General features: G+C 63.2%; 19 protein-coding genes and 4 tRNA genes. 17 read left to right on the forward strand and 6 right to left on the reverse strand.

The features are described 5' to 3' along the window. The first annotated feature begins 195 nt into the window (after nt 1–195). The 5 genes from ACK59L_RS02855 (at nt 196) to ACK59L_RS02875 (ending at nt 1874) form a co-directional block, all read left to right on the forward strand. A tRNA-Val gene (locus ACK59L_RS02855) sits at nt 196–271 on the forward strand. Nucleotides 272–337: 66 nt separating this feature from the next. Continuing rightward, a tRNA-Asp gene (locus ACK59L_RS02860) sits at nt 338–414 on the forward strand. Nucleotides 415–512: 98 nt separating this feature from the next. Continuing rightward, nucleotides 513–589: transfer RNA gene (locus ACK59L_RS02865), tRNA-Asp, on the forward strand. A gap of 133 nt (nt 590–722) precedes the next feature. Further along, nucleotides 723–799, forward strand: a tRNA-Asp gene (locus ACK59L_RS02870). Nucleotides 800–995: 196 nt separating this feature from the next. Beyond that, a complete protein-coding gene (locus ACK59L_RS02875) occupies nt 996–1874 on the forward strand; it encodes a DUF2242 domain-containing protein (protein WP_409271743.1) in 879 nt (292 codons plus the stop codon). Nucleotides 1875–1923: 49 nt separating this feature from the next. Here ACK59L_RS02875 and ACK59L_RS02880 read toward each other — a convergent pair whose 3' ends face one another. From ACK59L_RS02880 to ACK59L_RS02895, 4 genes are all read right to left on the reverse strand, one after another. Continuing rightward, a complete protein-coding gene (locus tag ACK59L_RS02880; protein WP_058637669.1) occupies nt 1924–2583 on the reverse strand; it encodes a 3-oxoacid CoA-transferase subunit B in 660 nt (219 codons plus the stop codon). Continuing rightward, entirely contained in the window at nt 2580–3281 is a 702-nt protein-coding gene (locus tag ACK59L_RS02885) for a 3-oxoacid CoA-transferase subunit A (RefSeq protein ID WP_409271745.1), read from the reverse strand. The genes ACK59L_RS02880 and ACK59L_RS02885 overlap by 4 nt, the downstream gene beginning before the upstream one ends. Nucleotides 3282–3717: 436 nt before the next feature. Then, nucleotides 3718–4758 carry an AraC family transcriptional regulator gene (locus ACK59L_RS02890; RefSeq protein ID WP_144966455.1) on the reverse strand — a complete coding sequence of 347 codons (1041 nt, stop codon included), beginning with the start codon at nt 4756–4758 and terminating at the stop codon, nt 3718–3720. Between the two features lie 4 nt (nt 4759–4762). Then, nucleotides 4763–5881, reverse strand: coding sequence for a nitrilase-related carbon-nitrogen hydrolase (locus tag ACK59L_RS02895; RefSeq protein ID WP_196136270.1), 1119 nt, complete (start codon nt 5879–5881; stop codon nt 4763–4765). Between the two features lie 185 nt (nt 5882–6066). Between ACK59L_RS02895 and ACK59L_RS02900 the strand changes: the two genes are divergently transcribed. Together ACK59L_RS02900 and ACK59L_RS02905 are read left to right on the forward strand one after the other, a co-directional pair. Then, entirely contained in the window at nt 6067–8103 is a 2037-nt protein-coding gene (locus tag ACK59L_RS02900; RefSeq protein ID WP_409271748.1) for an FAD-dependent oxidoreductase, read from the forward strand. A 42-nt stretch (nt 8104–8145) separates the two neighbouring features. Continuing rightward, nucleotides 8146–9036, forward strand: a complete 891-nt coding sequence (locus ACK59L_RS02905) for a 1-aminocyclopropane-1-carboxylate deaminase/D-cysteine desulfhydrase (protein ID WP_409271750.1) — start codon at nt 8146–8148, stop codon at nt 9034–9036. On the opposite strand, the gene ACK59L_RS02910 is transcribed toward ACK59L_RS02905, so the two are convergent. Next, nucleotides 9027–9572, reverse strand: a complete 546-nt coding sequence (locus tag ACK59L_RS02910; protein WP_409271752.1) for a cytochrome b — start codon at nt 9570–9572, stop codon at nt 9027–9029. The two genes, ACK59L_RS02905 and ACK59L_RS02910, sit on opposite strands and share 10 nt — an antisense overlap. Before the next feature lie 129 nt (nt 9573–9701). Beyond that, nucleotides 9702–10631, reverse strand: a complete 930-nt coding sequence (locus tag ACK59L_RS02915) for a DUF1853 family protein (protein ID WP_409271754.1) — start codon at nt 10629–10631, stop codon at nt 9702–9704. 90 nt (nt 10632–10721) lie between these two features. Here ACK59L_RS02915 and ACK59L_RS02920 point away from each other — a divergent pair, with 90 nt between their 5' ends. The 10 genes from ACK59L_RS02920 to ACK59L_RS02965 all read left to right on the forward strand — a co-directional run bounded on the left by ACK59L_RS02920 (nt 10722) and on the right by ACK59L_RS02965 (nt 22400). After that, nucleotides 10722–11612: an NAD(+) kinase gene (locus ACK59L_RS02920; RefSeq protein WP_023533692.1), complete on the forward strand. Its 891-nt coding sequence runs from the start codon at nt 10722–10724 to the stop codon at nt 11610–11612. Beyond that, entirely contained in the window at nt 11612–12583 is a 972-nt protein-coding gene (locus ACK59L_RS02925) for a metallophosphoesterase (protein WP_058605522.1), read from the forward strand. The genes ACK59L_RS02920 and ACK59L_RS02925 overlap by 1 nt, the downstream gene beginning before the upstream one ends. Further along, a complete protein-coding gene (locus tag ACK59L_RS02930) occupies nt 12580–13467 on the forward strand; it encodes a rhomboid family intramembrane serine protease (protein WP_409271757.1) in 888 nt (295 codons plus the stop codon). Before ACK59L_RS02925 ends, ACK59L_RS02930 begins: the two co-directional genes overlap by 4 nt. Nucleotides 13468–13480: 13 nt before the next feature. Further along, a complete protein-coding gene (locus ACK59L_RS02935; protein WP_023533690.1) occupies nt 13481–13741 on the forward strand; it encodes a YeaC family protein in 261 nt (86 codons plus the stop codon). Next, nucleotides 13738–14568, forward strand: a complete 831-nt coding sequence (locus tag ACK59L_RS02940; RefSeq protein ID WP_409271759.1) for a DUF2797 domain-containing protein — start codon at nt 13738–13740, stop codon at nt 14566–14568. The genes ACK59L_RS02935 and ACK59L_RS02940 overlap by 4 nt, the downstream gene beginning before the upstream one ends. Before the next feature lie 13 nt (nt 14569–14581). Next, nucleotides 14582–17239, forward strand: a complete 2658-nt coding sequence (pepN, locus tag ACK59L_RS02945) for an aminopeptidase N (RefSeq protein ID WP_409271761.1) — start codon at nt 14582–14584, stop codon at nt 17237–17239. 276 nt (nt 17240–17515) lie between these two features. After that, a complete protein-coding gene (locus ACK59L_RS02950) occupies nt 17516–18541 on the forward strand; it encodes a WD40/YVTN/BNR-like repeat-containing protein (RefSeq protein WP_409271763.1) in 1026 nt (341 codons plus the stop codon). Nucleotides 18542–18561: 20 nt separating this feature from the next. Next, the gene (locus ACK59L_RS02955) at nt 18562–20937 is read left to right on the forward strand and encodes an efflux RND transporter permease subunit (protein ID WP_409271765.1); all 2376 of its coding nucleotides are present in this window, start codon (nt 18562–18564) and stop codon (nt 20935–20937) included. Between the two features lie 76 nt (nt 20938–21013). Further along, the gene (locus ACK59L_RS02960; RefSeq protein WP_409271767.1) at nt 21014–21304 is read left to right on the forward strand and encodes a DUF5629 family protein; all 291 of its coding nucleotides are present in this window, start codon (nt 21014–21016) and stop codon (nt 21302–21304) included. Continuing rightward, nucleotides 21270–22400 carry a lactonase family protein gene (locus tag ACK59L_RS02965; RefSeq protein WP_409271769.1) on the forward strand — a complete coding sequence of 377 codons (1131 nt, stop codon included), beginning with the start codon at nt 21270–21272 and terminating at the stop codon, nt 22398–22400. Before ACK59L_RS02960 ends, ACK59L_RS02965 begins: the two co-directional genes overlap by 35 nt. Nucleotides 22401–22402: the final 2 nt, after the last annotated feature.

A 22402-nucleotide genomic window follows, 5' to 3' on the forward strand; every position in this document is an offset into this window, starting at 1 on the left:
AGGAGGGGACCGCAAGGTCCCTTTTTCGTGCCCGGGCTTGGTTGGGCACAAATCAAGGTATGCTCGGCTTTGCACTGGGTAGCGTTAGCCGCACCTGCGAGTTGGAAAAAAACTCAACAGGGCTATTGACTTAGCGTCGTCACCTGCGTAAATTTCGCGGCCTCAGCGAAGCAAACGCAACACGTTACATCGCGAGGGTGATTAGCTCAGCCGGGAGAGCATCTGCCTTACAAGCAGAGGGTCGGCGGTTCGATCCCGTCATCACCCACCACTTCCTGAGATGTTCCTGACGCTCAAGGCTTCGCAAGAAGCTAACAGCCAGAGAGGAATGCACTGCGCAGCGGTAGTTCAGTCGGTTAGAATACCGGCCTGTCACGCCGGGGGTCGCGGGTTCGAGTCCCGTCCGCTGCGCCATTTTGATTAACAGATGGGTGCTTGTCGCCGGTCTGAAGCCACAAGGTACAGCACCTTGGGCTGACCCAGTTTCAATCGGGCGCAAGCCTGAACGATACGCAGCGGTAGTTCAGTCGGTTAGAATACCGGCCTGTCACGCCGGGGGTCGCGGGTTCGAGTCCCGTCCGCTGCGCCATCTTCGCTCCAAGGTCCCTAGAACACCTTGAGGCAACCATGAACGAATGGTCATTGAACCGTTTTTCATGCCTTCCCCCAGCTTATCTGGTGGGTAGACCCAAGTTTCAATCGGGCGCAAGCCTGAATGATACGCAGCGGTAGTTCAGTCGGTTAGAATACCGGCCTGTCACGCCGGGGGTCGCGGGTTCGAGTCCCGTCCGCTGCGCCATCTTCGCTCCAAGGGCCTTTGAACACCTTGGCGCTACGTGAAAGCGACCTTCGGGTCGCTTTTTGCGTTTTTGGCGTTTGCCGAATTTACCTTGCCGCCTGCATGAAACCTTGCGAGTACTTCATCGACCAGTGGTTCCTGTACCTGGCTGCTGTGTTGCACAATAGGCACCTTCTTGAAATACCCGGAACCCTCGATGACAAGATCTTCCGTTTCTGGTGCGCTCGTGCTGGCCGCCCTGTTGGCCGTACTGAGCGGTTGTGCGTCCAAGAAACCTGCGGTGTACGAGCATGAGAACTTCGATGACTCAGGCACGTTCTCGCGCAGCTTTCCCGTAGGTGATGCCAACTCCTGCGAAGCGGCCCGCCGTGCGCTGCTCAGCCAAGGCTATATCATCACCAGCAGCGGCCCCAACCAGGTGGTCGGCAACAAGAGCTTCCAGCAGAACAGCGATAACCACCTGCAGATCAGCTTCAACGTCACGTGTGCCCCGGATGCGAGCGACGAACAGCACTCGACCATGTTCGCCAATGCCCTGCAGGACCGCTATGCCCTGAAAAAGTCCAATACATCGGCAAGCTTGGGCGTAGGGGTGCTGGGTTCGGTGTCGATGCCGATTGGCTCGAGCGATGACTCGATGGTGAAAGTCGCCAGTGAGACAGTCACCGCCGCGCAGTTCTACGACCGCTACTTCGCGTTGGTGGAAAGTTACTTGCCTAAGCCCAAGCCCAAGGCGCAATCGTTGAGCCAGCCCAAGGCCGAACAACCCGCGCCGAAGACCGAGAAGCCTGCGGTGGAACTGGGCTTGCCGGAGCAGGCTGCGGCCAGCCCGGCGCCGGTACCGGTCGAGGTTGCACCGGCTGCGCCAGACACGGCCCCCAAGGACGGTGCCTCACCCGCCGCGTTCGCACCCGACCAGCAGACTGTCCAGGCACCTGCCAGTGGAGATCAACTGAGCTCGCAGCCCGTCGCGCCTCCGGCCGATGCAGCACCCATCGAGGTGCAGCAGGCTGAGCCGGTCACGCCAGCCCCGCAGGATCAAACGGCCCCTCAAGGCCAGCCCTCGACGCCATGAGTCTGCAGGGCCGGTGCCGCCACGATTCGGGCGTCGAGGCGGCCAGGCCCTAGCCAGGTTTGACAGACCGGTCGATCAGCGGCACGCCGCTGAGTTCTTGCAGCGCTTGGAACGTGATTTGCGCGCAAATCTCGACCACTTCAAGCCCCGCCGGTGTCACGTCCATTACCGCGAGGTCCGTGTAGATGCGGCTCACGCAACCAATGCCCGTCAGCGGGTAGGTGCATTTGCTCACCAGTTTGCTTTCGCCGGTTTTGGTCAGGTGGTCCATCATCACGAACACCTGTCGGGCGCCGGTGGCCAGGTCCATCGCGCCGCCCACTGCGGGGATCGACCCCTCGGCGCCGGTGTGCCAGTTAGCCAGGTCGCCGTTTACGGAAACCTGGAAAGCGCCGAGCACGGCAATGTCCAGGTGCCCACCGCGCATCATCGAAAATGAATCGGCATGGTGGAAATAGGCGCCACCGGTCAGCAGCGTCACATGCTGCTTGCCAGCGTTGATCAAGTCATCGTCCTCCTCGCCTGGCGCAGGGCTTGGGCCCATGCCCAGCACACCATTTTCACTGTGCAGGAACACTTCCTTGTCGCCCAGGTAGTTGGCGACCAGGGTGGGTGCGCCGATACCCAAGTTGACGTAGGCACCTTCCTCGATGTCGGCTGCAACGCGCTGGGCCATAGCCTCACGCGAGCGTCGTTGGGTGATGGTCATGGACGGGCCTCAGAATGGGTGGTTGGATGGGCGGCGTCGGGGACCGCCACCACGCGTTGCACGAAGATGCCCGGCGTGACGATATGCTCCGGGTCCAGCTCTCCCAGCGCGACGACCTGGTCGACCTGGACGATTGCAGTCTTGGCAGCCATGGCCATGATCGGTCCGAAATTGCGGGCGGCCTTGCGGTAGATCAGGTTGCCCCAGCGATCACCCTTGTACGCCTTGATCAAGGCGAAATCGGCATGCAACGGCATCTCCAGTACGTACTGGCGGCCGTCGATCTCCCGCGTTTCCTTGCCTTCGGCGAGCAAGGTGCCATAGCCGGTGGGTGAAAAGAAGGCGCCGATACCAGAGCCTGCCGCGCGAATGCGCTCGGCCAGATTACCTTGCGGTACGACCTCCAGTTCGACCTTGCCAGCCCGGTACAAGGCATCGAAAACGTACGAGTCGGATTGGCGCGGGAACGAACAGATGATCTTGCGCACCCGTTCGGCCTTGAGCAATGCAGCCAGGCCGGTGTCGCCGTTGCCAGCATTGTTGCTGATGATGGTCAGGTCGCGTGCACCAGTGGCGATCAACCCGTCTATGAGCTCAGAGGGCATGCCAGCGGTACCGAAGCCGCCGACTAGCAGGGTCGAGCCATCGGTGATGCCCGCCACGGCGCTGGCAATGGTTGCATGGGTCTTGTCGATCAAGGCGTAGCTCCCGTCGATGCTTTAAAAAATGCCATCGTGCAGTGCACGATGCGCCCAGCACTGGCTGGCGCTTGATGGGGATGAACGTGAGCTAGCTTGCCGCAAGCCGGGCCATGGGCGCAGTGGTCAAGGCAATTTCTGGGCGATTACCGAACCGTTGTTGCAAGCGCGCGCCGCGTTGGCCCGTGTTAGGGACGTATTGGATTAAACGAACGCGCCCGTCCACAGGTCCATGTTCCTGATACGCGAGGGCGCACTGCGCGAAAAGCATCGTCACGTCACCCCCATGTCACGTCATCGCACTAAGCTACCGACGAACTCAGCAACCCGTATTCGGATAAGGACGCAGGAAGATGGACGATTACCAGGAAGAGCTGCTGGAATTTCAGGCCCATGAGATGGACACGCCCGAACCGGCAGAAGACGCGACCGAACTCTAGTCCCCGCGTCGCTGCGTGCGCCGGTACGCGCCAGGCGTAAGGCCAGTCCAGCGCTTGAACGCGCGCTGGAAGGCCTCTGCCGAAGCGAACCCCAGCAGGTAGGCGATTTCGCCGAAGCTCAACTGGGTATCGCGGATGTAGGTCTCGGCCAGGTCACGCCGCGTGCCGTTCAACAGGTCACGAAAACGCGTACCTTCTTCTGCCAGCCTGCGCCGCAGCGTCCAGGGCGGCAGTTGAAGCTGCAGGGCAATTTCGTCGAGCTCCGGTTCACGTCCCCCATTGAGCAGCGGCCCGAGCAGGTGGGTGATGCGTTCGCCCAGGCTACGCACGCGCGTCAGCTGATGCATGTGTGCCTCGCTCAGGGTCAGCAGTTGATGCCAGGTGCTGGGGCAATGCCTGGGGTTTGGCAGTTGCAGCGTGGCGCGGCTCAGGCGCAACTGGTTGCACTCGGCGGCAAAGCGGACCGGCGCGCTGCACAGGGGCTGATAGAGGGGGGCGTAGCTTGGGGCTGCAAACTCGATGTCCACGCGCTCGGCCACCACTGGCGTACCGACCAGGTCGCCCAGCTGGGCCAGCCAGCCGGCGAGCAGCGAGTCGACCACAAAGCGGTTATAGGCGTTGTACGGGCTGATGGAGTAAAAACGCAGCCAGGCGCCTTCGCCATCTTCGCAGTAAGTGGAGTGGCCTCGATAGTTGGAGGCGTACAGCGGCTCGAAGCGCAGCAAGGTGCGCGCCGCCTCGCCCAAGGTTGGCGCCTGCGCTGCCGTGACCCCGGCCAGCCCGGTATGTGCCAGCCGGCTCAACTGGCCAATCTGTAAACCCAGTGCAGGTTCGGCGCACAATGCGATGGCGGCGTGGCCCAGGTGCATGTAGCGCGGTATCGACAGGCGCGCATTGGCCTGGGCCAGCCGCGCGGTGTCCAGGCCATAGCGTTCGAGCAAGGGTGCAGGGTCGTGGCCCAGCCGTCGAATCGCGTCCGCCAAGGGTTGCACGAAGCCTACCGACAGGTCGCCTAGCCTTACCTGCGGGCGGCTCATGGCGCTACAGCCATATATTCAGCAAGCGGGCACCGGGGCTGGGTGGCCCGGTCAACAGGTCGCCGGCTTGCCAGGCAAATCCTTGCCCATCGGCGCCTTGCTCCCAGAACTGGCCGCGCATGAAGACGCTCACACTGCTCACCTGATGACCGACAGGCGCGGTCAGCCGGTGCCAGGCCTCTTGCTCGCTGACCTCGCCACGCTTGACGGGCAAGCGCGTGCTGACAGGCTGGTGGCGATTGCCACGCCAGGGTGTCAACCAGCTGTGCCTGCCGCTCAGAAAGGCAGGAATGGCCACCAGTTCGACCGATTGGGCCAGCAGCTGCTGGTGATTTTCCGGATACCAGCTGTCGCTCCCCACCAATACCCCAAGCCGCCCCGCAGGCGTGTGCAGCACCTGCAGAGGCTGGTCCACACCAGGGTGGATGAACCGCCTGTTCTCGCTGTCCGGATAGTGCTGGCGCTGGGGTTGGCCCAGGATGCTACCGTCACCGGCGAATACCACGCTGCTGTTGAACAGCGGCCCGCGTCCGGGGTGCAATGCACCCTCGCTGACATAGGGCTGCGGAAGCACGATCGAGCCAGCTACCAGGGTGACGCCGAATTCCTTGGCCAAGCCGCCGAATACCTGCTGGTAATCGGCGGCCATCTGATCGGCCTTCATGCGCAGATGGGCATCGGCCCGTCGGTCATCGCCCTCGGCCGCAAGCATGGCCCAGCCATAGCGAAGCGGGTTACTCAGCTCGAACCATTGCAGTGCTTCACGCTGCTGGGTCACCTGGTAGAACGCGTTCTTCTCGCCACGTGCCCACAGCCAGGTACCGATGTGCTCAGGTAATACCACCACGGTGCGAGGCGTGATCAGGCCTAGCGTGCGCGCCTGCTCGAGGTAGGCGGCAAGTTTGCGGTGCAGGCGTTGCAGGTCCTGGTAGTCCCCTGGGTACAGCAGCGGCTCGACGCCCAGCAGGTTGCCATGCTCGCCGGGTTGCCCGTGGTTGACTGCCAGTTCGATGCGCAAGTCAGACAGGTAGTGCCCCTGTGGGCGCTGTTGGGTCCAGAAGGCGTAACCACACAGGGCGGCGATCACCCCCAGCAGCAGGGCACTTGTCAGAAATTTTTTCATGAAACGCTACAAGGCAATGGGCATGAAGGAGCCCTAGGGTAGACGCGCTGTTCGGGATGATCAATAACTTGTCAGTTCTGGTCATTGAGGCGGTTCAAACGGCTGTTTACTGTCTGCTTCATATAACGACAGGGCCGCCTCAGGGCGAAATGCCCGTTTACCGTGATCACCAGAGAAGCCGAACCATGACCGACACTCGCTACCCGCACCTGCTGGCCCCGCTGGACCTGGGCTTCACCACGTTGCGCAACCGTACCCTGATGGGCTCCATGCACACGGGGCTTGAGGAACGTCCAGGCGGGTTCGAGCGCATGGCTGCCTATTTTGCCGAACGGGCGCACGGCGGCGTAGGCCTGATGGTCACCGGTGGCATTGCACCCAACGATGAAGGCGGTGTTTACGCAGGCGCCGCCAAACTCAGCACCGAAGCCGAAGCCGAGCAGCACCGTATCGTCACCGAGGCGGTGCACGCCGCAGGGGGCAAGATTTGCCTGCAGATTCTTCACGCCGGGCGCTATGCCTACAGCCCGCGCCAGGTGGCGCCAAGCGCCATTCAAGCGCCGATCAACCCGTTCAAGCCGCGGGAATTGGACGAGGCGGGGATCGAAAAGCAGATTGCCGACTTCGCCCACTGCGCGCTGCTTGCGCAGAAAGCTGGTTACGACGGTGTCGAGGTCATGGGCTCGGAAGGCTATTTCATCAACCAATTCCTCGCCGCCCACACCAACCACCGCACCGACCGTTGGGGCGGCAGCTACGACAATCGCATGCGCCTGGCCGTGGAAATCGTCAGCCGGGTGCGCCGCGCGGTGGGCCCTAACTTCATTATCATCTTCCGCCTTTCGATGCTCGACCTGGTCGAGGGCGGCAGCACCTGGGACGAGATCCAGACCCTGGCCAAGGCCATCGAGCAGGCGGGTGCAACGCTGATCAATACCGGTATTGGCTGGCACGAGGCGCGCATTCCCACCATCGCCACCAAGGTGCCACGTGCAGCCTTCAGCAAGGTCACCGCCAAGTTGCGCGGGGTAGTGGGTATTCCTTTGATCACCACCAACCGTATCAATACGCCAGAAGTGGCCGAGGCGGTGCTGGCCGAAGGGGATGCGGATATGGTGTCCATGGCCCGTCCGTTCCTGGCCGATCCTGCCTTCGTCAACAAGGCTGCAGCCGGGCGTGCTGATGAAATCAATACCTGCATCGGCTGCAACCAGGCGTGTCTGGACCATACGTTTGGCGGCAAGCTGACCAGTTGCCTGGTAAACCCGAGGGCCTGCCATGAAACCGAACTCAACTACCTGCCCGTGCGCATGGCCAAGCGCATCGCTGTCGTGGGCGCCGGCCCGGCAGGCCTTGCCGCTGCAACGGTGGCTGCTGAGCGTGGCCATGTAGTGACCTTGTTCGAATCGGCCAGCGAAATTGGCGGTCAGTTCAATGTTGCCAAGCGCGTGCCAGGCAAGGAGGAATTCAACGAAACCCTGCGGTATTTTCGCAACAAGCTGCGCAGCACTGGCGTCGACGTGCGCTTGAACACGCGCGTCGACGTGCCAGCGCTTGTGGCCGGCGGCTATGACGACATCATCCTCGCGACCGGCATCCTGCCCCGTGCACCGGCGATCCCGGGGATCGCGCACCCCAAGGTGCTCAGCTACCTGGATGTGCTGCTCGAGCGTAAGCCTGTGGGCAAGAGAGTGGCCGTGATCGGCGCAGGGGGCATCGGTTTCGATGTATCCGAATACCTGGTGCATCAGGGCGTGCCCACCAGCCTGGACCGCGAAGCGTTCTGGAAGGAGTGGGGTATCGACACCCACCTCGAAGCCCGCGGCGGTGTAGCCGGTATCACACCCCAGCCCCACGCACCTGCCCGGCAGGTGTACCTGATGCAGCGCAAGACCTCCAAGGTAGGGGATGGCCTGGGCAAGACCACTGGCTGGATCCACCGTACCGGCTTGAAGAACAAGCAGGTGAAGATGCTCAATGGGGTCGAGTACCTGGCCATTGATGACGCAGGCCTGCACGTGCGCATTGGCGGTGGCGAGCCGCAGGTGCTGGCGGTGGACAACGTGGTGATCTGCGCAGGCCAGGATCCGCTGCGCGAATTGCAGGACGGGCTGGTGGCTGCTCGGCAGTCGGTACACCTGATCGGCGGTGCTGACGTGGCGGCAGAGCTCGACGCCAAGCGGGCGATCGACCAGGGGTCGAGGTTGGCGGCGCAGCTTTGATTCACCGCCCGCGCCAGATGCTCTGCTGATAGACTGGCGTCCATGCCTGTCGAACTCCCCTTGGCCCCTTTGCAACGCCTGACATTGCCCTGGCTGGCGAGGGCCCAGGTCGAGGCTGCCATCCTGCGCCTTGACCTGATCGACCCCCTGATCAGCGGCAACAAGTGGTTCAAGCTGCGCCACCATCTGGAACAGGCGCTCGATGCCAAGGCCCCCGGCCTGGTGAGCCTGGGCGGCAACCATTCCAACCACCTGCATGCTCTGGCCGCTGCCGGCAAGCGGTTGGGCCTGGCCACGGCCGGCCTGCTGCGGGGGCATCCGCGCCAAACACCCACCGTGCAGGATTTGCAGGCCATGGGCATGCAACTGCACTGGCTGGGCTACGAGGGCTACCGTGGTCGTAACGAGGCGGGTTTCTGGACGCCTTGGCACACGCACTATCCCGGCTGGCATTGCATCCCCGAAGGCGGAGGCGGGCAGGCCGGTGCGCAGGGGTGCGCGTCGATCGTGACTCAACTGCACGCGCAGCTTGCGACGCTGGGCTGGTCGGACTATGACGCCTGGTGGTTGGCCGCTGGCACGGGCACCACGCTGGCGGGCCTGGTGCTGGCCGAGTCAGGGGCCCATGCCGTGCATGGGGCGCTGGCCGTACCCGAGCACTATGGCGTGGCCGAGACCGTGGCGGCACTTGTCGGCACGCAGGGCTACCGCCTGCACAGCGCCAGCCGGGGCGGCTTCGGCAAGTTCGACGATCAACTGCTGGCCTTCATCGCCGATTGCGAGCAGCAGGCCGGCGTTCCTTTCGAGGCGCTCTACACCGGCAAGGCATTGCTTGCGCTCAAGGCTCAGGTCGAAGCCGGGCTGTTCGCGCCCGGCACTCGCCTGGTGTTCGTCCATACCGGCGGTTTGCAGGGCCGCCGGGGTTACTTGTAAGGCAGCATGCGCAACAACGTATTGTCGCGTTTGACATAGTGATGATAAAGACCGGCCAGTGCATGCAGGCCGATCAGCCAATAGCCCCAGGTGCCGATACGCTCATGCCAGCCTTTGATGAACTTGGCCAGGTCCAGATCAGGACCGATCAGGTGCGGCAACTCCAGGCCATAGAACGGTACCGGTTTGTCGGCGGCGCTGAGGATCAACCAGCCGGCCAGCGGCATGCCGATCATCAGCAGGTAGAGCAGCAGGTGAACCAGATGGGCCAGACCGGTTTGCCAGGCAGGGGGTTTAGGGGATATGGGCGGCGCGCGATGAAGCACGCGCATGGCCAGGCGCAGCCACACCAGCACGAATACGCTCAGGCCCAACATGAAATGCAGGTCTTTCATCAGGTTGCGCTCTGCACTGTCGCGCGGGAAGATTCCGCGAAACTCGATACAGGCATAGACAGCGGCCAGCAGCACCAGCATCAGCCAGTGCAGGACAATGGACACGCGCGCGTAATGGGGCGCCGGGGTGCTCGAAACCATGCTTGTTCCTCATCGGTCGGTGGGGTGGCGCTCTTGGTGGCGCTCAGCTCCAGTTTACTGGGTATCTGCGCAGCATCATTGCTCCAGGTCGGTGAAAAATGGGCTGCCATCCCTGAGCAAGCGCTGCGGTCAGAGAGCCAAGGCGCCCGGCCACTGATCGGCAACCAGAAATACCCGCTCTAGCTCTTGCCAGCTGCCGTCGTGCTGGCGTTGCATGTTCACCAGCAATTGCGCAGGCGCATCGGGTGGCAGCAGGTGCAGCCACGCGGCGAACTGAGCAGCGCTCCAGACCTCGCATGCCGCACACCGTGCGGGGGCAAGCCAGGCGCTGCGCGCCAGCGGCTGCCAATGCGCGCCGGGTAGGCTGATCCAGTCCTTGCGATGCAACCAGCGGCCACGCAGGTGCAGGGGGTGTACACCCAGTGGCGCCTCGCTCGGGGCCAGCGTCGGGTAGAACAGGTAGCCCCCCATCCACATGCTGGCCTGCACCGGGGGCAGGTCGAGCCGCTCAAGGGCGGTACGGCCCTGGGGGCTGGCCGACATGGGCAACTGGTGGCGGCGGATGTGTTCCAGCTTGGCTTGCAGGCGATCGTGGCAGCCAGGCCCTAACCAGCCGCCCGGGTTGGCACCGAAGCGCTCGGGGCCCAGGTACAGCTTGATGGCCAGTTCCAGGTGATGCACCCCGTCGCGATCACGCAGCACCACATCCAGCTCGCCCAGGGTCCGCCCATCTTCACGGATAGCCAGGTTGGCCGCCAACAGTTCCACGCCGGGCGCCTGTTGCAACGCAAATTGCCACAGGCGCTCGTAATACAGCCCGAGGCGGCGACTGCCAAGGCCCTTGAGCCAGTGCTGCAAGGGCGTGTCATCAATGTCCAGGCCGTACAACCAGGCCTGCAATGCCTGCGGCCGCTCCACCCAGAGGCTGCCTGCCAGCGGGTGGCGCTGGGGGCAGTCTGCGCGCTCGAGCAGCGGCGGCGAGAGCAGGGTCCAGGCAAGGTCACGCACCGCAGGGCGCTGTAATAGCCGGGGCAGGTGCACGAGCGAAGGAAATGGCATCATCCTGCGAGCATAGCCGGTTTGCCGCTGCTTCGTGGTTCGCCCATAATCGCTGCATCGTCACCCGTCGCAGAGCCTCGCAGGAGCCCCATGGAGCAATTTCGCAATATCGGTATCATCGGTCGTCTCGGCAGCTCGCAGGTGCTGGACACCATCCGCCGACTGAAAAAATTCCTCCTCGAGCGCCACTTGCACGTGATCCTCGAAGACACCATCGGTGAAGTCCTGCCGGGCCACGGGCTGCAGACCTCCACCCGCAAGCTGCTGGGGGAGGTCTGTGACCTGGTCATCGTGGTCGGCGGCGACGGTAGCCTGCTGGGCGCTGCGCGTGCCCTGGCGCGGCATAATATCCCGGTACTGGGCATCAACCGGGGCAACCTGGGCTTTCTTACCGACATCCGTCCGGATGAGTTGGAAGAGAAAGTCTCCGAAGTGCTCGATGGTCACTACCTGGTCGAGAACCGTTTCCTGCTGCAAGCCGAAGTGCGCCGTCACCAGGAGGCGATCGGCCAGGGCGATGCGCTAAACGACGTGGTCCTGCACCCAGGCAAGTCCACCCGCATGATCGAATTCGAGATCTACATCGACGGCCAGTTCGTCTGCAGCCAGAAGGCCGACGGCCTGATCGTCGCCACCCCGACCGGCTCCACGGCCTACGCCTTGTCCGCCGGCGGCCCGATCATGCACCCCAAGCTCGATGCAATCGTCATCGTGCCCATGTACCCGCACACCTTGTCTGGGCGGCCGATCGTCGTCGATGGCAACAGCGAACTGAAGATCGTGGTGGCCAAGGACCTGCAGATCTACCCGCAGGTGTCGTGCGACGGTCAGAACCACTTCACCTGCGCACCCGGTGACACCATCACGGTGAGCAAGAAGCCCCAGAAGCTGCGCCTGATCCACCCGCTGGACCACAACTACTACGAAGTCTGCCGCACCAAGCTTGGCTGGGGCAGCCGCCTGGGGGGCAGGGACGACTGATGCTGGATCCGGCGCGCAGTTTCGACATCATCGGTGACGTTCACGGCTGTGCCTTGACCCTTGAGCGCTTGCTCGATGCCCTCGGTTACCAGCGCATTGCCGGCGTCTGGCGCCACCCTCGGCGGCAGGCGCTGTTCTTGGGCGATATCGTGGACCGCGGCCCGCGTATCCGCCAAGCCCTGCACATCGTTCACGATATGGTCGCCGCCGGGCAGGCGCACTGCATCATGGGCAATCACGAATACAGTGCACTGGGCTGGGTGACGCCGGCACTGCCGGGCAGCGGCAAGGCCTTCGTGCGCGAACATACCCCTCGCCACGCCAGGCTCATCGACGAAACCCTCACCCAGTTCGCCAATCACCCTGCGGACTGGCAGGCGTTTCTCGACTGGTTCCAGACGCTGCCACTGTTCATCGATGCCGGTCGTTTCCGCCTGGTGCACGCCTGCTGGGATGCAAGCCTGATCGAGCCGCTGCGGCGCCAGTACCCCGACGGGCGCGTCGATCGCCACTTCGTGCAGGCCTCGGCGGTGAGCGGCAGCTTTGCCGCCAATGTTTGCAACCGCCTGCTGCGCGGCACCGACATGCGCCTGCCCGATGGCCTCACCCTGACCGGTGGCGATGGCCTGACCCGCGCGTTCTTCCGTACCAAGTTCTGGGAAGATGATCCGCAGACCTATGGCGATATCGTCTTCCAGCCCGATGCGCTGCCGGCGGAGGTGGCCAACACACCGCTCAGCCACAGCCAGAAAAGCGCGTTGCTGCGCTATGCCGAGGACGAGCCCATGCTGTTTGTTGGCCATTACTGGCGCAGCGGCCGGCCCGCCCCGATTCGCAGCAACCTGGCCTGCCTGGACTACAGCGCCGTGCTGTACGGCAAGCTGGTCGCCTACAGGCTGGACGATGAAACCCGTATCGACCCCCGCAAGTTCGTCTGGGTGGATGTCGACCGACCACAGGCTAGCCAATGAACATTATCCAAGTGATGCGCCTGCCGCTGACGGTAGACCTCAGCGGTTTCGTGCAGATGCTGCAACGCTTGCAGGTGCCGCACCGGGTCAGCGAGGAGGGCGAGGACCAGGTACTCTGGGCGCCTGAGGCCCTGGCTGACGAAGTGTTGCACCTCTACCAGCGCTACCCCGATGGCAACGCCGACCTGCAGGCCGAGCCTGACGCCGCGCTGCCCGACCAGCAGGGGCAGGACATGCCACAGCCGTCGCTGCTGGCCCAGGCCAAGGCCTGCAAGGTCACCGCCCTGACGCTGTTGCTGACGTTCGTGGTCGCCGGGCTCACCGGGCTGGGCGACAACTTCACCACCATCGGCTGGTTCACGTTTCTCGATGTTCACGTGCAGGGCGATTACCTGTACTTCACGCCGCTGGCCGAGGGTCTGGCGCACGGGCAATGGTGGCGGCTGGTCTCGCCGATGCTGCTGCATTTCGGTGTACTGCACCTGGCCATGAACAGCCTGTGGTTCTGGGAGCTGGGCAAGCGCATCGAATTGCGCCAGGGCCCATGGACGCTGCTGGGGCTCACCGCGCTGTTCAGCCTGGTATCGAACCTGGCCCAACATTACACCACAGGGCCTGGCCTGTTCGGTGGGCTTTCAGGCGTGCTCTATGGCCTGCTCGGGCACATCTGGCTGTATCAATGGCGGGCACCGAACCCGCACTTCAACCTGCCCAAGGGCGTGCTGGTGATGATGCTCCTCTGGCTGGTGGTGTGCCTGACCGGCGTCGTCGGCACGCTGGGCCTGGGCCAGATCGCCAACGCCGCGCACGTCGGTGGGTTGCTCATCGGATGCCTGACCGGGCTCTTGGGTGGGGCGCTCGCCCGGCGTAAACTGTCGGCTTGAATCAGGAGACAACATGTCCACTTTCGCGCAAATGATCGAAAACATCACCCCGGAAATCTACGAGAGCCTGAAGCTGGCCGTGGAAATCGGCAAATGGTCGGACGGCCGCAAGCTGACTGCCGAGCAGAAAGAGCTGTCCCTGCAAGCGGTCATCGCCTGGGAGATGAAAAACCTGCCCGAGGACCAGCGCACCGGTTACATGGGCCCACAGGAATGCGCGTCCAAATCCGCCCCCGTCCCCAACATCCTGTTCAAGTCGGACTCGGTACATTGATCGAACTCGCTCGTGGCTCGTTGAGCAAGATGGCCGTCAGCCTGGCCGACCCCGTGGTGCAATACAGCTTTCGCCTGGGCGATACCCTGGTGCCGGTCAACCCCCTGATCGGCAAGCCGCTGCGCCTGCAATACCTGGGTGCCATCCACTGCAGCCACTGCGGCAAGCGCACCAAGAGCAGCTACAGCCAGGGTTACTGCTACCCCTGCATGACCAAGCTGGCCCAGTGCGACATGTGCATCATGGCTCCGGAGCGCTGCCACTACGACGCAGGCACCTGCCGCGATCCGTCCTGGGGCGAGCAGTTCTGCATGACCGACCACGTGGTCTACCTGGCCAACTCCTCCGGTATCAAGGTCGGTATCACCCGCGCCACCCAGCTGCCCACCCGCTGGCTCGACCAGGGGGCCAGCCAGGCCTTGCCTATCCTCAAGGTGGCCACCCGGCAGCAGTCCGGGCTGGTCGAAGACCTGCTGCGCAGTCAGGTGCCGGACCGCACCAATTGGCGCGCCCTGCTCAAGGGTGACGCCGAGCTGCTCGACCTGCCGGCATTGCGCGATCAGGTGCTGGAGGCATGTGCCGAAGGGCTTGGCCAGCTGCAGGCGCGCTTCGGCCTGCAGGCGATTCAGCCTCTGACCGACGCCGAGGTCGTGCACATGACATACCCGGTCCAGGCTTACCCGACCAAAGTGGTCAGCTTCAACCTGGACAAGAACCCGATCGTGGAGGGCACGCTGCTGGGCATCAAGGGCCAGTACCTGATCTTCGACACCGGTGTGATCAATATTCGCAAGTACACGGCCTACCAGTTGGCCGTGCTCCAGTAAAAGGGACCTGCAGATGCGTACCGAACAACCGCAAGTGATCCATCTCAAGGACTACAAGGCGCCTGAGTACCTGATCGACGAGACGCACCTGACCTTCGAGCTGTTCGAAGACCACACCCTGGTCCACGCGCAACTGATCATGCGCCGCAACCCGGTGCACGGGGGCGGCTTGCCTGCGCTGGTGCTCGACGGCCAGCAACTCGAACTGGTGCGCGCCGCCCTGGACGATGAACCCTTGCAGGAAGGCGACTACCAGATCGACGCAAGCAGCCTGACCGTTCAGCCACGGGCAGAGCACTTCACCCTCGACACCACCGTCAGGATCCATCCCGAAACCAACACGGCGCTCGAGGGCTTGTACAAGTCCGGCAAGATGTTCTGCACCCAGTGCGAGGCCGAGGGCTTCCGCAAGATCACCTACTACCTCGACCGCCCCGATGTGATGAGCATCTTCACCACCACGGTGATCGCCGAACAGCACCGCTACCCGGTGCTGCTCTCCAACGGCAACCCGGTAGGCAGCGGCCCTGCCGAGGATGGCCGTCACTGGGCGACCTGGGAAGACCCGTTCATGAAGCCGGCCTACCTGTTCGCCCTGGTCGCAGGCGACCTGTGGTGTGTGGAAGACACCTTCACCCGCCAATCGGGCCGTGATGTGACCCTGCGCATCTATGTGGAGCCGGAGAACATCGACAAGTGCGACCACGCCATGGTCAGCCTGAAGAAGTCCATGCGTTGGGACGAAGAGGTCTACGGCCGCGAATATGACCTGGACATCTTCATGATCGTCGCGGTCAACGACTTCAACATGGGGGCCATGGAAAACAAAGGCCTGAACATCTTCAACTCCAGCTGCGTGCTGGCGCGCGCCGAGACGGCCACCGATGCCGCGCACCAACGGGTCGAAGCCGTGGTGGCGCATGAGTACTTCCATAACTGGTCGGGCAACCGCGTCACCTGCCGCGACTGGTTCCAGCTGTCGCTCAAGGAAGGCTTCACGGTGTTCCGCGATGCCGAATTCAGTGCCGACATGAATTCACGCACCGTCAAGCGCATCGAGGACGTTGCCTACCTGCGCACCCATCAGTTCGCCGAGGATGCGGGCCCCATGGCCCACCCGGTGCGCCCGGACAGCTTCATCGAGATTTCCAACTTCTACACCCTGACCGTGTACGAGAAAGGCTCGGAAGTGGTACGCATGGTGCGCACGTTGCTGGGGGCCGAAGGCTTCCGCCAGGGCAGCGACCTGTATTTCGAGCGTCACGATGGGCAGGCGGTGACCACCGACGACTTCATCAAGGCCATGGAAGACGCCAACGGTGTCGACCTGACGCAGTTCAAGCGCTGGTACAGCCAGGCCGGTACGCCGCGCCTGGAAGTGACCGACGCCTACGACGAAGCGGCGCGTACCTATAGCCTGACGGTCCGCCAAAGCTGCCCACCCACCCCGGACAAGGCCGAGAAGCTGCCTTTCGTGATCCCGGTCGAACTGGGCCTGCTCGATGCCCAGGGCAACGACCTGCCGCTGCAATTGGCGGGCGAGTCCTCGGCAGTGGGCAGCACCCGGGTGCTGTCGGTGACCGAGGCCGAGCAGACTTTCGTCTTCCAGGGCATCCAGGCGCGGCCGTTGCCGTCGCTGCTGCGCGGTTTCAGTGCCCCGGTCAAGCTGAGCTTCCCGTACGACCGTGACCAGTTGATGTTCCTGATGCAGCACGACAGCGACGGCTTCAACCGCTGGGAAGCCGGTCAGCAGCTGGCCGTGCAGGTGCTGCAGGAGCTGATCGGCCAGCACCAGCGTGGTCAGGCGCTGCAACTGGACCCGCGTCTGGTCAGGGCGTTGGCTGCGGTACTGGGCGACACTTCGCTCGATGCTGCCATGGTGGCCGAAATGCTCTCGCTGCCAGGGGAGGGCTACTTGACCGAGATCAGCCAGGTGGCCGATGTGGACGCCATCCACGCAGCCCGCGAGTTCGCCCGCCGGCAAATCGCCGAGCAATTGTTCGAGCCGCTCTGGACGCGTTACCAGGCCAACCGCGCGGTCTCGCGTGACACCGCGTACGTTGCCTCTGCCGAGCACTTTGCCCGCCGCAGCCTGCAGAACATCGCCCTGTCGTACCTGATGCTCAGCGCTAAACCGCAGGTGCTGCAAGCGACCCTGGAGCAGTTTGAGCAGTGCGACAACATGACCGAGCGCCTCACGGCCCTGGCGGTGCTGGTGAACTCACCCTTCGAGGCCGAGCGCGCCAAGGCCCTGGAAAGCTTTGCAGAGCACTTCAAGGACAACCCCCTGGTCATGGACCAATGGTTCAGCGTGCAGGCGGCCAGTACCTTGCCAGGGGGCCTGGCTCGGGTGAAGGCGTTGATGCAGCACCCCGCGTTCACCCTGAAGAACCCGAACAAGGTGCGCGCGGTGGTCGGTGCCTTTGCCGGCCAGAACCTGGTCAACTTCCATGCCGCCGATGGCTCCGGTTATCGCTTCCTGGCGGATCTGGTGATCGAGCTCAATGCCCTCAACCCGCAGATCGCCTCCCGGCAGTTGGCGCCGCTGACCCGCTGGCGCAAATACGACGCCGCCCGCCAGTCCCTGATGAAAGGTGAGCTGGAGCGGATTCTGGCTTCTGGTGAGCTCTCCAGTGATGTGTATGAAGTGGTGAGTAAAAGCCTGGCATGACGCCGGGGCCCGCTTGAGGGCCCCGGTTGCAACTGCCGACGTTGTCACGCTGCACAGGCAGCGCCTGCGGGAGAGTCGTGTTCGCCCGCAGGCGCTGCATCCTCTGCGCGCGAACGGCGCTTCCTGCGCCGATAACAAAACATAACACCCCGCCCGTTGTGTTCCGCCAAATCCTCCCGTTACGATCACCGCACGCCCTTGCAGGCCTCTATTGCGGGCATTTGTGCGTCCTGCAAGGTATTGACCCACCCAACAAAAATACAATCGGGGGCAGTCATGAGGAAGTCGAGCAGGCGCGCTGGATGGCCGGTAGCGGCCGCTGCAGCGCTCACCCTTGCACTGAGTGGATGGCAAGGCGCGCAGGCTGCGTCAGCCGATGAATACTCCACCGAATCGGCCAAGGCCAGTCAAAGGCTGTTGATCGACGCTGCCCATGCGGGCACGCGTGTGGTCGTGGTCGGCGACCGGGGCCATATCCTGTTCTCCGACGACCAGGGCAGCACCTGGACCCAGGCCCGTGTGCCAACCCGCCAGCTGCTGACGGCCGTTTTTTTCCTTGATGACAAGCGCGGTTGGGCCGTCGGCCACGATGCGCAGATCCTCGCCACCGGCGACGGCGGGGCGACCTGGAGCAAACAGTTCGAAGACCTGTCACGCGAAGCACCTTTGCTCGACATCGTGTTTCTCGACGCCCAGCACGGCCTGGCCGTGGGCGCCTACGGCGCCTTGCTCGAAACCACGGACGGGGGCCAGCATTGGCAGGACGTGGCCGAGCGCCTCGACAACCCCGATCAGTTGCACCTCAATGCTATCGCCCAGGTGCGTGACGCTGGCTTGTTCATCGTTGGGGAGCAGGGGGGCATGTTCCGCTCCGAGGACAATGGGCAGCACTGGCAGAAAGTCGAAGGGCCTTACCAGGGGTCGCTGTTCGGCGTGATCGGCACTGCCCAGCCGCGTACCTTGCTGGCGTTCGGCTTGCGCGGCAACCTGCTGCGCTCCACCGACTTCGGCGACACCTGGCAATCCATCCCCTTGCAGGCTGCGCGAGGCGAGCTCGAGTTCGGCCTGGCCGGTGCCACGCTGCTCGACGACGGCACCGTCGTGGTGGTCGGCAACGGCGGCAGCGTGCTGCGCAGCACCGATGCCGGCCAGACCTTCAGCGTCCACAACCGCCCGGACCGCATCGCCCTGTCAGGTGTCAGCGCCCTGCCCAACGGCGAGCTCCTGCTGGTAGGGCAGGGCGGCGCCCACATCGCCAATGCCAAGGGGCTCGACGCCGCCGACAGTGAGGCACAGCCATGAGCAGTCAGGAGCACCTTCCCATGCAGCCGCATCATCAGGACAAAGCCACACTGCTCGAACGCCTGATCTTCAACAATCGGCCGGCGGTCATCATCCTCTGTGTGCTGGTCAGCCTCTTCCTGTTCTGGCAAGCCACACAAATTCGCCCCTCCACCAGCTTCGAGAAAATGATCCCGTTGCAGCACCCCTTCATCGAACAGATGATGGAGCACCGCAACGATCTGGCCAACCTGGGCAACACCGTGCGTATCTCGGTCGAGGCGGTCAATGGCGACATCTTCGACAAAAACTACATGGAAACCCTGCGCCAGATCCACGACGAGGTGTTCTACATCCCAGGCGTCGACCGGGCTGGGCTCAAGTCACTGTGGAGCCCGAGCGTGCGCTGGAGCGAAGTCACCGAGGAGGGGTTTTCCGGTGGCGAGGTGATTCCCAACACCTATGATGGCTCGCAGGCCAGCCTCGATACCCTGCGCGACAACGTGCTGAGGTCCGGGCAAATAGGCCGGCTGGTGGGCAACAACTTCAAATCCAGCATCATCGACGTGCCACTGCTGGAAAGTTACCCCGACCCGCAGGACCCGGGGCGGGTGGTCAAGCTCGACTACCAGCAGTTCTCCCACTTGCTCGAAGAAAAGATCCGCGACAAGTTCCAGGCCCAGAACCCCAATGTGAAGGTGCATATCGTCGGGTTCGCGAAGAAGGTCGGTGACCTCATCGACGGGCTGGTCATGGTGGTGATGTTCTTCGGCATCGCCCTGTTGATCACCTGGGTGTTGTTGTACTGGTTCACCTGGTGCATCCGCAGCACCATCGCGGTGCTGATTACCACATTGGTGGCGGTGGTGTTGCAACTGGGGCTGATGCACGCGGTCGGCTTCGGCCTGGATCCGTATTCGATGCTGGTGCCGTTTCTGATCTTTGCCATCGGTATTTCCCACGGTGTGCAGAAGATCAACGGCATCGCCCTGCAATCGAGCGATGCAGACAACGCCCTGACGGCGGCCAGGCGCACGTTCCGGCAGCTGTTCCTGCCGGGCATGATTGCCATCCTCGCCGATGCCGTGGGCTTCATCACCCTGTTGATCATCGACATCGGCGTGATCCGCGAACTGGCCATCGGTGCCTCCATCGGCGTCGCGGTGATCGTCTTTACCAACCTCATCCTGTTGCCGGTGGCCATCTCCTATGTGGGTATCAGCAAGAAAGCCATCGAGCGCAGCAAGCGCGACGCCACGCGCGAGCATCCGTTCTGGCGTCTGTTGTCGCGCTTTGCCAGCCCCAGGGTGGCGCCTGTTTCCATTGCCCTGGCCCTGGTCGCCTTCGCCGGGGGGCTGTGGTACAGCCAGAACCTGAAGATCGGCGACCTCGACCAAGGGGCACCGGAGCTGCGGCCCGACTCGCGCTACAACCAGGACAACAACTTCATCATCAGCAACTATTCCACCAGCTCCGATGTGCTGGTGATCATGGTCAAGACGGCCGCCGAGCAGTGTTCGGTGCATTCGACCCTGGCGCCGATCGACGAGCTGATGTGGACCATGGAAAACACGCCTGGGGTGCAGTCGGCCATTTCCCTGGTCAGCGTGTCCAAACAGGTGATCAAGGGCATGAACGAGGGTAGCCTCAAGTGGGAAACCCTCTCGCGCAACCCCGATGTCCTCAACAACTCCATCGCACGGGCCGATGGCCTGTACAACGGCGATTGCTCGCTGGCGCCGGTGCTGGTGTTTCTCAATGACCACAAGGCCGAGACCCTCGAACGGGTGACGGCGGTTGCCAAGGCGTTTGCCGACAGCCATGACAGGGAAGGCTTGCAGTTCCTGCTGGCTGCCGGCAATGCCGGTATCGAAGCGGCCACCAACGAGGTGATCAAGTCGGCCGAGCTGACCATCCTGATCCTGGTCTACCTGTGTGTGGCGATCATGTGCCTGATCACCTTCCGCTCCTTCGCCGCAACCCTGTGCATCGTGCTGCCCTTGGTGTTGACCTCGGTGCTGGGCAACGCGCTGATGGCGTACATGGGCATCGGCGTCAAAGTGGCGACGCTGCCGGTGGTTGCGCTGGGCGTGGGTATTGGCGTGGACTATGGCATCTACATCTACAGCCGCCTGGAGAGCTTCCTGCGCGCTGGGCTGCCGTTGCAGGAGGCCTATTACCAGACGCTGCGCTCCACCGGCAAGGCTGTGCTGTTCACCGGCCTGTGCCTGGCCATCGGGGTGTGTACCTGGATCTTCTCGGCGATCAAGTTCCAGGCGGACATGGGCCTGATGCTGACCTTCATGCTGTTGTGGAACATGTTCGGTGCGCTGTGGCTGCTGCCGGCGCTGGCGCGGTTTCTCATCAAGCCCGAGAAGATGGCAGGCAAGGCGGGGGGGTCGATTTTCGCCCATTGAAACGACCGGGTGTTGCGCGGCCATGGGGGTATAATGCGGGGCTTTTCCACACGCAATGTCCCGTACAGGTACCCCCATGTCACCTCTCGCCAGCGCCTTGCAACACTGCGACATGCTTTTGATAGACGGCCTTCACGCGTTCGATTTCACCTGCGACGAGCAGGGCCTTGCCATCGAATGCATGGACGGCCGCCAACTGCGCCGTTGGGTATTCACCGTCGCGCAGGTCGAAGCAGCCAGTAAAGAAGTGAACGACTGGCGCATCTGCACTGCCGAAAGTGAGCACCGACTCATCTGTCTGGATGCATTTCGCGCCCCGGAAGAAGAAGACCATGAACCGGACCTGGAAGACCCTGCTAACCGCTAGTTGCATGACCCTGACCTACACTGCCCAGGCTGCCACCTTGCTGGTTGGCACCTACACAGACGGTGCCAGCCAAGGCATCTACCGCTACGCCTTCGACAGCCAAGCCGGCACAATCCGCCCCGAGCCGCTGCAGGTGGTACAGAGCGTCAGCCCCTCGTGGCTGGTGCTTTCCGAAGACAAGCGCCTGCTGTTTGCCGTCAATGAAACCGCAGACGGTCACGTCAGCGCATTCAACATTGCCAGTGATGGGAATGTACGCCTGCTCGATCAACTGCCTAGCCAGGGCGACGAGCCTACCCACGCCAGCCTTAGCCAGGACCAGCGTTACCTGTTCGTGGCCAACTACGCGGTCGACCCCGATCCAGGCGGCGGCCTTTCGGTGTTGCCGGTTGACAGGAAGGGTGCCTTGCAGCCGGTGGTTCAGCAGGCGCGCCACCAGGCCAGCGGCGTCAACCCCGAGCGGCAGGCCAGCGCCCATGTCCATTCGGTGGTGCCGTCCCCGGACGGCCAGCATGTCTATGCCAGCGACCTGGGTGCAGACAAGGTGTTCGTCTACCGCTATGACGGGGCGAGCACGAACAAGCCACTGACCCCGTCACAGCCTGCCTCGGTTTCGTTGCCTGCGGGCAGTGGACCACGCCACTTGTTGTTCGACGCCAGCGGCAAGCATGCCTACCTGACCTTGGAGATGCATGCCGAGGTGGTGATGTTCGATGTCCAGGAGGGCAACCTGATCGAACGCCAGCGTCTGCCACTGACCGAGCGCCAGGAGACGGCTGCCAAGGCGGGCGCGGGCTTGCACCTGTCGGCGGACGGTCGCTTTCTGTACGTCAGCAACCGTGGCACGGCCAACGAGATCGTCGTGTTCAGCGTCGGCAAGCAGGATGGACGGTTGACGTTAGTGCAACGTCGGTCGGTCGAAGGTGACCACCCTCGGGAATTCGCGCTGGACCCCAGTGACAGGTTCCTGCTGGTCGCCAATCAGAAGAGCAACCAGATCAAAGTCATGCGCCGCGACCCGCTCACGGGCAAGCTGGGGGAAACGGTACAGACCTTCGATCAGCCGGCGCCGTCGGACCTGAAGTTCATCCGCTGACC

The sequence above is a fragment of the Pseudomonas sp. KCJK9111 genome (assembly GCF_046231935.1).
Taxonomy (GTDB): domain Bacteria; phylum Pseudomonadota; class Gammaproteobacteria; order Pseudomonadales; family Pseudomonadaceae; genus Aquipseudomonas; species Aquipseudomonas parafulva_B.

Bases quoted from the DNA above. Each gene is read 5' to 3' on its own strand.
- ACK59L_RS02950 (WP_409271763.1), top strand. From the start codon at position 17,516: ATGAGGAAGTCGAGCAGGCGCGCTGGATGGCCGGTAGCGGCCGCTGCA.
- ACK59L_RS02925 (WP_058605522.1), top strand. From the start codon at position 11,612: ATGCTGGATCCGGCGCGCAGTTTCGACATCATCGGTGACGTTCACGGC.
- ACK59L_RS02930 (WP_409271757.1), top strand. From the start codon at position 12,580: ATGAACATTATCCAAGTGATGCGCCTGCCGCTGACGGTAGACCTCAGC.
- ACK59L_RS02875 (WP_409271743.1), top strand. From the start codon at position 996: ATGACAAGATCTTCCGTTTCTGGTGCGCTCGTGCTGGCCGCCCTGTTG.
- ACK59L_RS02895 (WP_196136270.1), bottom strand. From the start codon at position 5,881: ATGAAAAAATTTCTGACAAGTGCCCTGCTGCTGGGGGTGATCGCCGCC.
- ACK59L_RS02965 (WP_409271769.1), top strand. From the start codon at position 21,270: ATGAACCGGACCTGGAAGACCCTGCTAACCGCTAGTTGCATGACCCTG.
- ACK59L_RS02890 (WP_144966455.1), bottom strand. From the start codon at position 4,758: ATGAGCCGCCCGCAGGTAAGGCTAGGCGACCTGTCGGTAGGCTTCGTG.
- ACK59L_RS02880 (WP_058637669.1), bottom strand. From the start codon at position 2,583: ATGACCATCACCCAACGACGCTCGCGTGAGGCTATGGCCCAGCGCGTT.
- ACK59L_RS02900 (WP_409271748.1), top strand. From the start codon at position 6,067: ATGACCGACACTCGCTACCCGCACCTGCTGGCCCCGCTGGACCTGGGC.
- ACK59L_RS02960 (WP_409271767.1), top strand. From the start codon at position 21,014: ATGTCACCTCTCGCCAGCGCCTTGCAACACTGCGACATGCTTTTGATA.
- ACK59L_RS02955 (WP_409271765.1), top strand. From the start codon at position 18,562: ATGCAGCCGCATCATCAGGACAAAGCCACACTGCTCGAACGCCTGATC.
- ACK59L_RS02910 (WP_409271752.1), bottom strand. From the start codon at position 9,572: ATGGTTTCGAGCACCCCGGCGCCCCATTACGCGCGCGTGTCCATTGTC.
- ACK59L_RS02935 (WP_023533690.1), top strand. From the start codon at position 13,481: ATGTCCACTTTCGCGCAAATGATCGAAAACATCACCCCGGAAATCTAC.
- ACK59L_RS02920 (WP_023533692.1), top strand. From the start codon at position 10,722: ATGGAGCAATTTCGCAATATCGGTATCATCGGTCGTCTCGGCAGCTCG.
- pepN (WP_409271761.1), top strand. From the start codon at position 14,582: ATGCGTACCGAACAACCGCAAGTGATCCATCTCAAGGACTACAAGGCG.
- ACK59L_RS02905 (WP_409271750.1), top strand. From the start codon at position 8,146: ATGCCTGTCGAACTCCCCTTGGCCCCTTTGCAACGCCTGACATTGCCC.
- ACK59L_RS02915 (WP_409271754.1), bottom strand. From the start codon at position 10,631: ATGCCATTTCCTTCGCTCGTGCACCTGCCCCGGCTATTACAGCGCCCT.